This window comes from Methylobacterium sp. Leaf87 (assembly GCF_001422775.1).
GTDB lineage: Bacteria > Pseudomonadota > Alphaproteobacteria > Rhizobiales > Beijerinckiaceae > Methylobacterium.
The window spans coordinates 13,500-27,077 of sequence record NZ_LMMI01000010.1; the positions used below are offsets into that span (position 1 = coordinate 13,500).

The window sequence follows — 13,578 nt, forward strand, 5'->3', positions numbered from 1 at the left end:
GCAGAACCGAGTACAGCCACGGCGGACGGCCGGCCTTGACCGGAGCCGCGTTCTGAGGCCGGACTTCGATGGATGCGCCGGCGCGGGGCCGGCGGTCGGTCGAGTGGACCGCATGGGTAGACGAGCGCTTCTCCCTTGGGCCGGTCTCGCCCTCGCGGCAGGCCTTCTGGCGGGCACCGGCGCGGAGCTCCTGCCACGGGCCCACCTCGCGTGGCGGCTCCTGCGGGCGGCCGAAGATCCGCCCGCCCTGGCGCGCCTGCGCCTCGACCCCGTGGCGACGCCCGAGCGCGTAGCCGGCGAGATCGACGCCGCCCTGGCAGCGCAGGACGACAGCCTTGCCCAGAGCTTTCTCGAGCTCGCCGATGCGCGCGGGATTCCCGTCGATGCCACGCGGCGAACCCAAGTCGCCGCCTTGCAGCAGGTCGCCCCCTTGCGCACGGCACGGGCCTTTGCCGAGGGGGCCCTCACGGGGCAAGCGGACAGCGGGGTCGGCCTCGCCGGCGCCTTCGCGGCGGATCTGACCGGCCTCGGCGACCTGCGCGACCTCGCACGCGAAGGAGGGCACCTCGTGCGCGACGAACCCTACGATTCGGTTCTGCTCGGGCTGGCGAGCGTCGGGCTGGCGGCGACGGCCGCGACCTATGCGGGCGGCCTCGGCGCCGTGGCGCGCGGCGGCGCGACCCTGCTGAAGACGGCCCACCGTTCGGGGCGCCTCTCGCGTCCCCTCGCGGCGAGCCTCGGCCGATTGGCCCGGGAGAGCGTCGATCAGGCCGCAATGCGATCCATGGCGGTGGCCGCCGGCCGTTTCGATCTCGTCGCCGCCCGCACCGCTGCGCGCAACGGCATCCGCACGGGGGCCGTCACCGAACTGACGGCGCTCGGCGGTCGGGCCTACGCCCTGCAGACCCGGCTCGGAACGCGTGGTGTGTTTCAGGTCCTGTCGCTGGCGCGCTCTCCGGCCGAGGTCGGCCGCGCGGTGCGCCTGGCGGAGGGAATGGGCCCCGCGACGCGGGCCGTCCTCAAGCTCCTCGACCGCGCGGCTCTGGTGATCGGGGCCGTGTTCATGGAACTGGTGCGGACCGTGTGGCTGGCGCTGGGATGGTGTTGGGGGCTCGCCCTGTTCTGCCGCCGCTTGGGACTTCTGATCGGGCGCCTGATCTGGCCGAAGCCGCGGCGCGGACGCATAAACGCTGCAAGGTCTCTACCCATCGCAGCGGTCGCATCCGCCTGATCGGCCGGAGCGATCCACAATCACCGGTTTTCGCGAAAGACGCGTTCAGCGCAAAGCGGCCACCTGCATGTCGACGGACTGGGGCGCATCGGCCGCGAAGGTTCCGGCCGACGGTCCCTCGGCAACGTAGATCCGGCTCACCACCAACAACACGGCCAGCGCCCAGAACACGAGGGCGGCACGGCGTGTCTCGCCGTAGCCTCTCTGCTCAGCGCTCGGCTCCGCGCGCGGGCACACCGACGCCATCGGCTCACCGAAGGGGTCGAAGGCGGGCTGGCGCAGATCTCGAAGGTCGCTCATAGGGAGAATGTCGCGGCTCGAACCTCGCGGATCAATGGATGCGTTTTTCGAACTTGTGCGATTTCAGAGGGGCTTCTTCTCCTCTCATCACCGAGCGGGGAAGTTCCTTCCGGCCCAGCGGCAATCGCGCTTCAGACGTCCGCCTCGATGTCTGACCAGCTCCATCGAGCAGGCCCGAAAGGCGAGGCGGGGCCGACCGCTCTTCTTCCGGGCCTCCTCGTGTGCCTGGCGATCACGGGCGTCGCCAGGCTGCTGCAGGCCGGCGAGGAACACGTCTTCGAGCATCCCTATGTCGAGGCCCTGGTCATGGCGATCCTCCTCGGCATCGCCGTACGCAGCGTCTGGCAGCCGGGCGACCGCTTCCGCCGGGGCATCGCCTTCAGCGCCAAGCAGGTGCTCGAAGTGGCGGTCACCCTGCTCGGCGCTTCCCTCAGCCTCGGGGCCATCGTCGCCTCGGGGCCGGCCCTGCTCACCGGCATCGTCGGCACGGTGGTGGTGACCATCGGCGCCAGCTACGCCATCTGCCGCCTCCTCGCCCTGCCGGCGCGGATGGCGATCCTGGTCGCCTGCGGCAACGCCATCTGCGGCAACTCCGCAATCGCGGCGGTGGCGCCCGTCATCGGCGCCGATGGCGAGGACGTGGCCGCCTCGATCGCCTTCACCGCCGTCCTCGGCGTCCTCATGGTGCTGGGCCTGCCCCTGTTCGTCCCCCTCGTCGGCCTCTCGGAGAATCAGTACGGGGTGCTCGCCGGCCTGACGGTCTACGCCGTTCCGCAGGTCCTGGCCGCGACGGTGCCGGTGGGGCTGCTCAGCACCCAGGTCGGTACCCTGGTCAAGCTCGTGCGTGTGCTCATGCTCGGGCCCGTGGTGGTCGCGTGCTCGCTGATCGCCCGCTTCCTGCCCGTGGACGGTTCGACCGCCGCCCCACGGCCGGCCACCCTGCGCCTGACCCAGCTCGTGCCGTGGTTCATCCTCGGCTTCCTCGTGCTCGCGTCGCTGCGGTCCCTCGGGCTGATCCCGGACGCCCTGGTCGGACCGCTGAAGCATCTGGCCGGTCTCCTCACCATCGTGTCGATGGCGGCGCTGGGCCTCGGCGTCGACGTCCGGGTTCTCGCCCGCGTCGGCGGCCGGGTCACCGCCGCGGTGACCGGCTCGCTCCTCGTCCTGATCGCGACGAGCCTCGTCCTCATCAAGGTCCTGGGCATCGCCTGATCCGATCCCGGCTCAGGCCGTTCCAACCTCCGCCTTGGCCTTCGCCTGGTCGGTCTCGGATTCCCCCGCGACCGCGCCCAGCAGGTTGTCGATGGCGTGGCCGCCGCCCGTGAAGCCGGCCTCGCCCAGCAGGGTCTTCAGGATCGGCGCGTTGAACTGGTAGCGCATGAGCTGGCCGGAGAGGTTCTCCCCGAAGCCGGCCGCGCCCCGGCCCGCCCCCTCACCGCCCATCATCCCGCCGGCGTCGAAGATCCGGATCGACTCGATCTTCTCCACGGCCTTCATGCTCTCGCGCAGGGCCTCGGGGACGATGGCGATGCGCTTGAGGCTGGCTTCGAAGTCCCGGGCTTCCGGCGACAGGGCGTTGCGTGCTTCGTTCATCACGCGCTCGCGCTCGGCATCGGCCGCGCCGAGCTTGGTGATCGCCTCGGCCTTCGAGGCCGCCGCCGTCGCTTCGGCCTCCGCCAGGGTGGTGATCGCCATCGCCCGGTCCTCGGCCGCCTTGCGCTCGGCCTCGGCGTTGACCGTGATGGCGGTGGCGGCCTTCTCGGCCTCCTTCTTCGCCGCGATCACCGTGACCTGGCGCTCGCGCTCGGCGATTTCGATGGATTTGGCGGTGGCGACCTTCTCCTCGGCGGACACGGCCAGCGCCTCGGCCTCCTTCGCCCGCGCCTGAGCCTCCGACTGCGCCTTGGAGCGCTCGGCGACCCGGATGGCGTTCTCCTGGATCACGAGCTGCCGGTCGCGCTCGGCCTCGGCGGTGCGGGTGGCGATGGCGAGATCGGATTCGATCCGGGCCGTCTCGGCCGCCCGGCGAGCCTCGGCCTCGCGCAGCTTCACCGCCTGCTCGCGCTCGATGCGGGCGGTCTCCTCGCTCTGCTGGGCCGCCTGCTCCGCCTTGGCCTGCTCGGCCCGGGTCTCGGCCGTGCGGTTGGCGATGTCGCGGGCCTGGGCGAGCTGGGCCTCCTGCGTCTCCTTGGTGATGGTGAGCTGCTTCAGGGCCGTCTCGCGGTCCTTCTCGGCGACGTTGACCTCGGCTTCGCGGACGATCTTGTTGCGCTCCTGGCGCCGGTCCTCGGTGATCTTCTTGAGGACGGTCAGGCCTTCGGCGTCGAAGGAATTGTCGGGGTTGAAGAACTCGATGGAGGTCTGGTCGAGGCGGGTGAGGGAGGCGGATTCGAGCTCGAGCCCGTTGTGGCGCAGGTCGCCCGACACGGCCTCCTGCACGCCCTTCACGAATTCCGAGCGCTTCTCCTGCAGGTCGGGCAGGGTCATGCCGGCGGCGACCGAGCGCAGGGCATCGACGAACTTCGCCTCGACGAGCTCGCTGAGCTTGCGCGCGTCGTTGGTGCGGTCGCCCAGCGTCTGGGCGGCGAGCGCGATGGAATCCTCCTTGGGCTCGACGCGCACGTAGAACTCGACGGTGATGTCGGCCCGCAGGCGGTCCTTGGTGATGAGCGAGGCCGCGCCGTCGCGCTTCACCTCGATGCGCAGGGTGTTGAGGTTCACCATGGCGATGGAGTGGAACACCGGCAGCAGCACCGCGCCGCCGTCGACCACGACCCTGCGGCCGCCGAGCCCCGTGCGGACGAAGGCGGTGTCGCGCGTCGTCCGGCGGTAGAGCCGCCCGAACACGAACCCGATGCCCAGGAGGGCGACGACGACCGTGCCGACGAGCACGGCGATGTTCACGAGATCCATGGGACGAAAGCCCTTCAGTGGGAGGCGGTGAGATCGAGGGCGGCGGGGACGGCGACGAAGACGCCGCCGGCATGCTCCACCAGGAGCACGTGCGTGCTCTGCGGGATCGCGGGGCGGTCGGGCGCCGCGCGCGCCCTCAGGGCGTGCGAGTTGCCGTGCCCGTCCCGAACCCGGACCTGTCCGGGCGCGCCCTGATCGAGGGGGCCGAGGGTCACTTCGGCGATCCGGCCGACGAAGTGATCCTCGTCCACGGCGTAGGTCTCGTCGCGCGGGATCAGCCGGGCGATGGTGCGGGTGGACGCCCGCAGGGTCGGGACCGTGAGGCCGAGGGCGGCGACGGCCGCGAGGGCAGCGGGCAGGGGCGCCAGGACCGCGTCCGATACCGCCTGGATCGCGAAGCCGAAGACCGTGAAGGCGGCGAGCGCCACGATGAGCAGGATGAGGAAGGGCACCCGGCCGATATTGATCCAGGACAGCCAGGTGGTGGGCGAACCGAGATGGTGGGACTCGGCTCCGAGCCCGTGCCCGCCCTCGATCTCGAACCACTGATCGACGAGGCCCGAGACGGAGTGGCCGATCACGAGGGCGACGGCCTCGACGGCGACGAGGCCGGCCATGATCCCGCCCGCGACCGTGAACGGAACCAGGTGGGGGTCGGTCAGCGCCATCATGACGGGAGGGTCCGGCGGATCGCGAGGAGCCGCTTGTCGATCTCGCTCGACCGGTGGAGGCGGTCGAGTTCGTCGAGATTGTCGGAGGCCGGGGCGGAGGGCAGGCCGGTGAGCCGGTCGATGGCCCGGAGGGGGCCGTCGAGGCCGCGGCGGGGCTTGCGCTCCTCGCTGCCGTAGCCCTTGAGGTCGCCCGCCTCGGGACTGGGCCGGCGCAGGAGCGCAACCCGGTGCTCGGCGTCGCGCCGGGCCGCGTTGGCGGCGTCGAAGGCGCTCTGGGCCGTCGCCATCCGCTCGGCGACGTCCTGCAGGGACGCGTCGAGGGCGCCGATCTGGGTTTCGAGATCGATCTGCCGGGCGATCCCGGCGCGCGCGGCATCCTCCCGGTCGTGCTGGAGGGCGGTGGCGATCTTCGCCGCGAGGCCCGCCACCTCGGCGGCGAGCTGGCCCCGGCGCTGCTCGATCCGGAACGCCTCGGCCTGGATGCGGCCGAGATCGGTGCGGGCCTCGGCGATGACCTCGTCGATCTCGCGCAGGGCCTGATCAGCGACGCCCTGCGGGTCACGGTTCTCGAGCCGATCGAGGGCGGCGTTCGACGCACCGGCGATGATGCGCCCGACCCGAGTCAGGATGGTCTCGGTCATGGTTGTCTGCTCCTCGATCGGTGCGTGCAGGGCGACGCCGGCATGGAGGGTGAGCGTCTCGCCCACGATGATCAGCCGTGCGGCTGAGACCTCGCGCCAGGGGCCGTCGTAGCCCTCGACGCGGTAGGACAGGGTGCGGCGGCCCGCGAGGGTGAGGATGCTGACCTGCGACGGGCCTTTGACGGAGAACAGCTTCTCGTCGAGGGGGATCGCATCGACGCCGTCGGGACTGTCGCCGAGGTGCTGGGCGTAGTCGCGGATTCCGAGGGTCACGAACCGCGACGGCAGGCCCGTCTCGGCGCGCACCTGCTGATAGGCCAGCTCCGTGAGGATCACGACATTGGCGCGCAGCCGATGCCGAGCGCGAATTTCGTCGAGGATGACGAGCATCCGCCGGTAGGCCGCGAGCAGGTCGTGGAAGGCCGCGACGTCGCCGGCCCCGGGCAGGAGGCGGTAGACGATTCGCGACGGAAGCGTACCGGATCTGGCCATGCAGAGAAGGTAAAACACCGATCCGGTGTTTTCAAGGGAATGGGCGCCTTCGACCTGCGCAGACCGATCCTCGTCCCCGGCCGTGCGTCCAGAGCGGCGACCGGTTCGGTCGACCCCGACCGAGTCGAAGCCTGCATCTTGACCGGGATCGCGCCCACGACAACGCTCGCAGAAGTAGAATTTTGCAAGGCCCTTGAACCCGCCCCCCGAACATCGACACGATGGCCGTTCGGGACGCCGGCGTCCGCCGGCGCGCCGGGGTGGACGAAGTTTTGCTTGCGGGCTGGCCCATGGATCTCAACGGCGTCACATCCGTCATCACCCCGGGACCGGCCGACGCGCTGCCCGACTGGCAGGCCGGCGATGCGTGGCTGGCGGGTGGAACCTGGCTGTTCTCGCAGCCGCAACCGCAGCTCGGCCGGCTGATCGACCTCGCCGGCCTGGGCTGGCCGACGCACGCGGTCTCGGACAGCGGCCTGACCCTGTCGGCGACGGGCACCATCGCGGAGCTCGACCGGCTGGACCTGCCGCCGGCCTGGGTCGCCTCGCCCCTCGTCGGGCAGTGCTGCCGGGCGCTGCTCGGCTCGTTCAAGATCTGGAACACGGCGACCGTCGGCGGCAACCTCTGCATGGCCCTGCCGGCCGGGCCGATGATCGCCCTGACGGCCGCCCTCGACGGCGTCTGCACCATCCGTATGCGAGGCGGGGGCGAGCGGCACCTCGCCGTCCCCGACTTCGTCCTCGGCCCCGAGCGGACGGCGCTGCAACCGGGCGAACTCCTGCGCAGCGTCGCCCTGCCGGTGGCGGCCCTGTGCCGGCGGACCGCGTTCCGACGCATCTCCCTGAGCCCGAACGGCCGCTCCGGCGCGCTGCTGATCGGGACGCGGGACGGCGCGGGGGCGTTCGTCCTGACCGTGACGGCGGCGACGCGCCGCCCGGTGCGGATCGCGTTCGACGCCGTGCCCGATGCGCAGGCCCTGCGGGAGCGGATCCTGGCGGCGATCCGCGACCCGGACTGGTACGACGACGTCCACGGCACGCCGGATTGGCGGCGTCACGTCTCCCTCTTCCTCGCAGAAGACATCCGGCAGGAGTTGACCCGATGATCCTGACCGTCAATGGGCAGGCACAGGACGCCGCGCCGCGGCCCGGCCAGTGCCTGCGGACCCTTCTGCGGGAGCTCGGCTGGTTCGGGGTCAAGAAGGGCTGCGATGCGGGCGATTGCGGCGCCTGCACCGTGCATCTCGACGGCGAGCCGGTGCATTCCTGCCTCCTGCCCGCCTTCAGGGCCGAAGGACGCGCCGTCACCACCATCGAGGGCCTCGGCGGCCCCTGCGCCCCCGGCGGCGGACCGGCCGCGCGCACCCACCCCATGCAGGACGCCTTCCTGGATGCGCAGGGCTTCCAATGCGGCTTCTGCACGCCCGGGATGATCATGACGGCGGCGGCCCTGGACCAGGGCCAGCGGCAGGATCTCGGCACGGCCCTGAAGGGCAACCTCTGCCGCTGCACCGGCTACCGCGCCATCCGTGATGCGGTGGCGGGCACCCACCATGCCGAGGCGCCCCAGACCTGCGCGGACCCCATCGGACGCAACCTTCCCGCACCGGCGAGCCGCGGCGTCGTCTCGGGGGCGGCCGCCTACACCCTCGACGTCGCGGTACCGGGGGTGCTGCACCTGAAGGTCCTGCGCTCGCCCCACGCCCATGCGCGCATTCTGCGGATCGACCGGCACGCGGCGCTGGCCGTTCCGGGCGTGGCGGCGGTGTTCACCCACGCAGACGTGCCGCAGCGCCGGTTCTCGACGGGCAGGCACGAGAACCCGGCCGACGACGCGCCCGATACCCTGATCCTCGATCCCGTGCTGCGCTTCGTCGGCCAGCGGGTGGCCGCCGTGGTGGCCGAGACCGAGGCCGCGGCGGAGGCCGGCGTCCAGGCCCTCGTCGTCACCTACGAGACGCGGCCGGCCCTCCTCGATCCGGACACGGCGCTCCGCCCGGACGCCCCCCTGGTGCACGATCCGAGAGACCGCGATCCGCCGCCCCCGGGGGCGGACGCACCGCCGCTCCTGCCCCACCCGAACCTCGCGGCCGAGGCCCACGGTGCCATCGGCGACGTCGAGTCGGGGTTCGCGCAAGCGGACCTGATCCACGAGGCGGAGTACGTCTCCCAGCGCGTGCAGCACGCGCATCTGGAGACCCACGGTGCCGTGGGCTGGATCGACGCGGATGGCCGGCTCGTGCTGCGCTCCTCGACGCAGGTGCCGTTCCTGACCCGGGATGCCCTCTGCGCCCTGTTCGACCTCGACCGGGCCGCGGTCCGCGTCCTGTGCGGCCGGGTCGGCGGAGGCTTCGGCGGCAAGCAGGAGATGCTGACCGAGGACCTCGTCGCCCTGGCGATCCTCAGGACCGGACGGCCGGTGCAGTGGGAGCTGACCCGCGAGGAGCAGTTCACCGCCGCCACCACGCGCCATCCCATGCGGGTGCGGGTGCGGATGGGCGCCCGGGCCGACGGCACCCTGACGGCGATCCAGCTGACGGTGCTGTCCGACACCGGCGCCTATGCCAACCATGCCGGCGGCGTGCTGCATCACGGCTGCAACGAGAGCATCGCCGCCTACAACTGCCCGAACAAGCGGGTGGACGGCTACAGCGTCTACACGAACACCCTGCCGGCGGGCGCGTTTCGCGGCTACGGCCTCAGCCAGACGATCTTCGCCGTGGAATCGGCCGTGGACGAATTGGCGCGCGGGCTCGGCCTCGATCCCTTCGCCATGCGCCGCCGCAACGCCGTGCGGCCGGGCGACCCGATGGTTTCCACCAGCCTCGAGCCCCACGACGTCGCGTACGGCTCCTACGGCCTCGACCAGTGCCTCGACCTCGCTCAGGCCGCCCTCGCCGAAGCCGCCCTCGCGGAGGATCCGGGCGCCCGCCCGCCGGGGTCGGACTGGTGCGTCGGCGAGGGCATGGCCATGGCGATGATCGATACGATTCCGCCGCGCGGCCACTTCGCCCACGCGCGGATCCGCCTCGACGGGGACGGCTACGCCCTGGCGGTGGGCACGGCCGAATTCGGCAACGGCACCAGCACGGTCCACGCCCAGATCGCCGCGCAGGCCCTCGCCACCACGCCCGACCGCATCCGCCTGATCCAGGCCGACACCGACGCCGTCCTCCACGACACCGGCGCCTACGGAAGCACCGGGATCGTGGTGGCGGGTCAGGCGAATCTTCGCGCGGCGACGGCCCTGGCCGACGCCCTCGTGCAGGCGGCCGCCGCCCGGATGGGCGTCGCCCCGGAGCACTGCCGCCTGGCGGGCGAATGCGTGGAGACGCCCGCCGGCCCGGTTCCGCTCACCGCCCTCGCGCCCCTGGAGGCGCGGGCCGAGGCCGACGGCAGTCCGCGCTCGGTGGCCTTCAACGTCCAGGCGTTCCGCGTCGCCGTGCACCCGATGAGCGGCGAGGTGCGGATTCTCGCGAGCATCCAGGCCGTGGATGCCGGCGTGGTGATCAACCCGATGCAGTGCCGCGGCCAGGTCGAGGGCGGGGTGGCGCAGGCGCTGGGCGCGGCGCTCTACGAGGATTACCGCCTCGACCACGAAGGCAGCGTCCTCACGCGGACGTTCCGCAACTACCACATCCCGGCCTGCGCCGACGTACCCGACACCCGGGTGCTGTTCGCCGAGACCCACGACCGCATCGGGCCGCTCGGCGCCAAGTCCATGAGCGAATCGCCCTACAACCCCGTCGCCCCGGCGCTGGCCAACGCGATTCGCGACGCGACGGGCGCGCGCCTCACCGCGACGCCGTTCGCGCCGGACCGGATCTTTCGTCAGGTGATGGCGGCGGTCGCGGAGCGGGAGCGCGCCGCGCCGTGATGCCGGTCAGGCCGTCCTTTCAGAAAAGATCGCCTTCTTGACGATGGCGTGGACACCCCAATTGCCGTCCACCACCTGGGTGATCCCGAAATCGACGGCGATGGACATGAGCGAGATGGCCTCGTCCTCGGTCAGCCCCTTCGCGTGCATGAGGAAGGAGCGCATCTTGCGGAAGGCGTCGCGCATGGCGAGGTCGAGGGAGGATTTCTGGAAGATCGCACTCTGCGCTTCCGGACCGAGGTCGCGCAGGTAGTTCGGATAGCTGAAGCCCGATAGCACCCACTCGTCGCGCGTCTCGATCATCGGGAAATCGAGGGCTTCGAGGGGCGTGCCGGCGAGAGCGGCCTTCTTGTGCAGGATGAATTGGAAGGTGCCCGTGAGCGAGCACTCGATCGCCGTGCCGCAGAGCTCGGAATCGCCCTGGCTGGCATGGGGATCGCCCACCGAGAACAGGGCGCCGGGCACGGCCACGGGATAATACATGGTCGCACCCTTGCCGATGCGCCAATTGTCGATGTTGCCGCCAGTGTAGCTCGGCGGGATCGAGTTCACCATGTCGGCCTCGGCCGGCGCGAGGCCCATGGTGCCGAAATGCGGACGGATCGGCACCCGGATTCCCTTGAGCACGTCGTAGGTGCGCTTGGTTTTGGTGTGATCGACGGGAAGGCCCGGGTAATCGATGATCGAGTGCAGCACCCCGTCGGGGTCGGTGACGCCGGGCCAGGGAAAGCTGTAGACCGCCTTGGCCCAGTCCCGCTCGCCGCCGGCATCGACCTCGTAGATGGTGACGATCTCGCGCTTCTTGCCTTCCAGCATGTCGTTGTAGTGGTAGCCCCACCACGCCGCCGCGTTGCTGCCGAAGGTCGAGCCCTTGAACTTCGGGTTGGCGGAGGGGCGCGGCGCCACGTCGAGGATGCGGACTTCGAGGACGTCGCCGGGCTCGGCGCCCCCGATCGCCACGGGCCCGGTGCAGATATGGACGCCGAGGCCGCCGCCCGGACCGAGCTTGGCATCCTCGGGGCCGGCGCCCCGGCGGGCGACGCCCTTCTTGTCCTTGGTCCAGAGGAATACGCTCTCGGCGCCCGGATCCCCCGTGACCATGCGTTCGGCGTCGTCGTTGGCATGGTGGGTCAGCGTCTCGATGGTGACGTAATCGCCCGACGCGATCTCGATACGGGGTTTCAGGGTCTTGCTGAAATAGCCCCAATGCACCGTCTCCGCCGTGGCGGGCAGGTGGTGGTGGGCGGCGTGCGCCGCGCTCGTACGACCAGCCTCGGCCACGGCGGGACTCACCAGGGAGAGACCGCCGGCCGCCAGGGCCGCCGCGCCCCCGGACGCGACGAAACCGCTCTTCAGGAAGGCTCGCCGTTCGGGTTGCATGTCACGCCGGTAGCGCAGGCGATGCTCCGCGAAGGCGGCGCAGGTCGGGTCGTCGCCAAGGCACATCTCGTCTCTCCGAAGCTGGGGCGTCCGGAGCCGTGTACGCAAGGGCGCGGCCAAGCTCCGCCGGCGATCAAGCGGTGCCTCCCGGTTCGGCCGCGGCCCGGTAGGTGCGCCACCCGCCGTACCGGGTGATCTCCGGGGCCTCCGCGACGGCGTGCGCCTCACAGAGGAAGCCCGGAACCGCTCTTCCGTCGGCCAGGGCGATCCGGCCGATCCCCAGGGGTGCGGGGATCGCGGCGACGAAGCGGCCGAAGGCCTCCGGCGGCAGCGTCCAGATCTCGACCGCGATCCCGGGTCCGTCGAAACCCGGGTCGCGCACGAGGCCGGGCTTGGCGGGCTCGGTGTGCGGCAGGACGTAGAGGCGGTAGTCGGACTTGGTCCGGGTTTTCTCCAACAGGGTCGCGCCGAGGGCGAGCAGCTCGCCGTTGAGGGGGAGGCCGGACAGATGCGCCCCCACCACCGCGAGGGCGACGCCGGCGTGGCCGGGCTCCGGGCGGCGGACGAAGTCCGGCACGGCCCCGGCGCGGTCGCGCCCCAGGCCGCACGCGGCCCCCCGGTGGAGGGCATCGGCCATCGATCCCAGGGCATCGTCGCTGCCGCCGGGGCCGACCAGGGTGACGCCAAGGGGCAGGCCGTCGCCCCGGAACCCCGCCGGCACCGCGATGGCGGCGAGGCCGAGCAGGTTGGCGAAGTTGGTGTAGAGGCCGAGCCGGCTGTTGAGCGCGACGGGGTCGTCGCGCATGGCGGCCACCGTGTAGATCGTCGGCGTCGTCGGCAGGAGCAGGATGTCGAGGCCGGAAAACAGGGCGTCCGCCTCGCGCTTCAGGGCCTCGAACCGGTAGCGGCCGCGAAAGGCGTCGACGGCGCTGAACGCCCCGGCGGAGGCGACGATGGCGCGCACGCTCGGATCGAAATCGTCGGCGTTCGTGCCGAAGAACGTCTCGACCGCCGCGAGGCGCTCGGCCACCCAGGGGCCGCCGTAGAGGAGGTCGGCGATGGCACGCAGGGGGGCGTAGTCGAACGCGACGGGCGTGCCGCCCAGGGCTTCGAGCCGGGCGACGGCCGCGTCGTAGAGGCGCTCGGCCTCGGTGTCGCCGAAGAATTCGCGATCCGCCCCCGTCAGCACCCCGAAGCGCGGGGCGGACGGCAGGGACACGGGCGTGATGCGCCGGGCGTAGATGTCGCTCCCGTCGAACCCCTCGGCGATCCGTCGGATCTCGATCCCATCCGCGACGCACGGGGCGAACACGGTGATGCAATCGAGGCTGCGACAGGCCGGAACGAGGCCGGTGGTGGAGACGAGACCCGGCGTCGGCTTGATGCCCACGAGATTGTTGAAGGCGGCCGGGACCCGGCCGGAGCCGGCGGTGTCGGTGCCGAGGGAGAAGCAGGCCAGCCCCGCCGCCACCGCCACCGCCGAGCCCGAACTCGACCCCCCGGAGATGTGGTCGGGCGAGAAGACGCTGCGGGGTGCGCCGTAGGGGGATCGGGTGCCGTTGAGGCCCGTGGCGAACTGGTCGAGGTTGGCCTTGCCGATGACGAGGGCGCCGGCCGCCTTCAGCCGCGCGATCACGTGCGCGTCCTGCGCCGGCTCGAACGCGAAGGCCGGGCAGGCCGCGGTGGTGGGCAGGCCGGCGACGTCGATGTTGTCCTTCACCGCGAAGGGCACACCCCAGAGCGGCAGGGAATTCGGCTCGGGGTGGCGCGCCATCAGGGCACGGGCCGCCGCGATCAGGTGTTCGCGGGGGACGGGCGTGATGAAGACGGCCGGGTCGGGACAGGCCGCCATACGGTCGGATACGCGGGCGGCGAGGTCGGCCGGGCTCAGGTCTCCGGCGGCGTAGCGTGCACGCAGGGCCGCGAGGGTCAGGACCGGCGGCAGGCCGTCATCCACGCGCGGATCGTAAGTCGCATTGTTGTGCTCACCACGATGCATCCCTGCCTCCTTTGTATACACGGCGCGACACGTCACCGGACGCCGCCTTGCCCGCGATGCGTTCCCCGCTTCCC

At 71.6% G+C, this 13,578-nt stretch carries 10 protein-coding genes; 4 read left to right on the forward strand and 6 right to left on the reverse strand.

Annotation, left to right across the window (positions count from 1 at the left end):
* The first annotated feature begins 112 nt into the window (after positions 1-112).
* Positions 113-1,231 carry a hypothetical protein gene (locus tag ASF22_RS07410; RefSeq protein WP_056262993.1) on the forward strand — a complete coding sequence of 373 codons (1,119 nt, stop codon included), beginning with the start codon at positions 113-115 and terminating at the stop codon, positions 1,229-1,231.
* Between the two features lie 45 nt (positions 1,232-1,276).
* Here ASF22_RS07410 and ASF22_RS07415 read toward each other — a convergent pair whose 3' ends face one another.
* On the reverse strand, positions 1,277-1,531 hold the full coding sequence (locus ASF22_RS07415) for a hypothetical protein (RefSeq protein WP_056167821.1): 255 nt from the start codon (positions 1,529-1,531) through the stop codon (positions 1,277-1,279).
* A gap of 147 nt (positions 1,532-1,678) precedes the next feature.
* On the opposite strand from ASF22_RS07415, the gene ASF22_RS07420 reads away from it, so the two are divergent.
* Positions 1,679-2,743, forward strand: a complete 1,065-nt coding sequence (locus ASF22_RS07420; RefSeq protein ID WP_056167824.1) for a YeiH family protein — start codon at positions 1,679-1,681, stop codon at positions 2,741-2,743.
* 12 nt (positions 2,744-2,755) lie between these two features.
* Here ASF22_RS07420 and ASF22_RS07425 read toward each other — a convergent pair whose 3' ends face one another.
* Genes ASF22_RS07425 through ASF22_RS07435 form a run of 3 tightly spaced genes read right to left on the reverse strand, consistent with a single transcriptional unit; the run spans position 2,756 to position 6,248 of the window.
* Complete coding sequence (locus tag ASF22_RS07425; RefSeq protein ID WP_056262996.1) at positions 2,756-4,444, reverse strand: flotillin domain-containing protein; 1,689 nt, start codon at positions 4,442-4,444, stop codon at positions 2,756-2,758.
* 14 nt (positions 4,445-4,458) lie between these two features.
* A complete protein-coding gene (locus ASF22_RS07430; RefSeq protein ID WP_056263000.1) occupies positions 4,459-5,115 on the reverse strand; it encodes an OB-fold-containig protein in 657 nt (218 codons plus the stop codon).
* Positions 5,112-6,248, reverse strand: coding sequence for a PspA/IM30 family protein (locus tag ASF22_RS07435; RefSeq protein WP_056263002.1), 1,137 nt, complete (start codon positions 6,246-6,248; stop codon positions 5,112-5,114). Before ASF22_RS07435 ends, ASF22_RS07430 begins: the two co-directional genes overlap by 4 nt.
* Before the next feature lie 290 nt (positions 6,249-6,538).
* Here ASF22_RS07435 and ASF22_RS07440 point away from each other — a divergent pair, with 290 nt between their 5' ends.
* Both ASF22_RS07440 and ASF22_RS07445 read left to right on the forward strand, forming a co-directional pair.
* The gene (locus ASF22_RS07440) at positions 6,539-7,354 is read left to right on the forward strand and encodes an FAD binding domain-containing protein (RefSeq protein WP_056263078.1); all 816 of its coding nucleotides are present in this window, start codon (positions 6,539-6,541) and stop codon (positions 7,352-7,354) included.
* Positions 7,351-10,125, forward strand: a complete 2,775-nt coding sequence (locus ASF22_RS07445) for a molybdopterin cofactor-binding domain-containing protein (protein WP_056263006.1) — start codon at positions 7,351-7,353, stop codon at positions 10,123-10,125. Before ASF22_RS07440 ends, ASF22_RS07445 begins: the two co-directional genes overlap by 4 nt.
* Before the next feature lie 6 nt (positions 10,126-10,131).
* Here ASF22_RS07445 and ASF22_RS07450 read toward each other — a convergent pair whose 3' ends face one another.
* A complete protein-coding gene (locus ASF22_RS07450; RefSeq protein WP_056263009.1) occupies positions 10,132-11,571 on the reverse strand; it encodes an acetamidase/formamidase family protein in 1,440 nt (479 codons plus the stop codon).
* 67 nt (positions 11,572-11,638) lie between these two features.
* Complete coding sequence (gene atzF, locus ASF22_RS07455; RefSeq protein ID WP_056263013.1) at positions 11,639-13,504, reverse strand: allophanate hydrolase; 1,866 nt, start codon at positions 13,502-13,504, stop codon at positions 11,639-11,641.
* Positions 13,505-13,578: the final 74 nt, after the last annotated feature.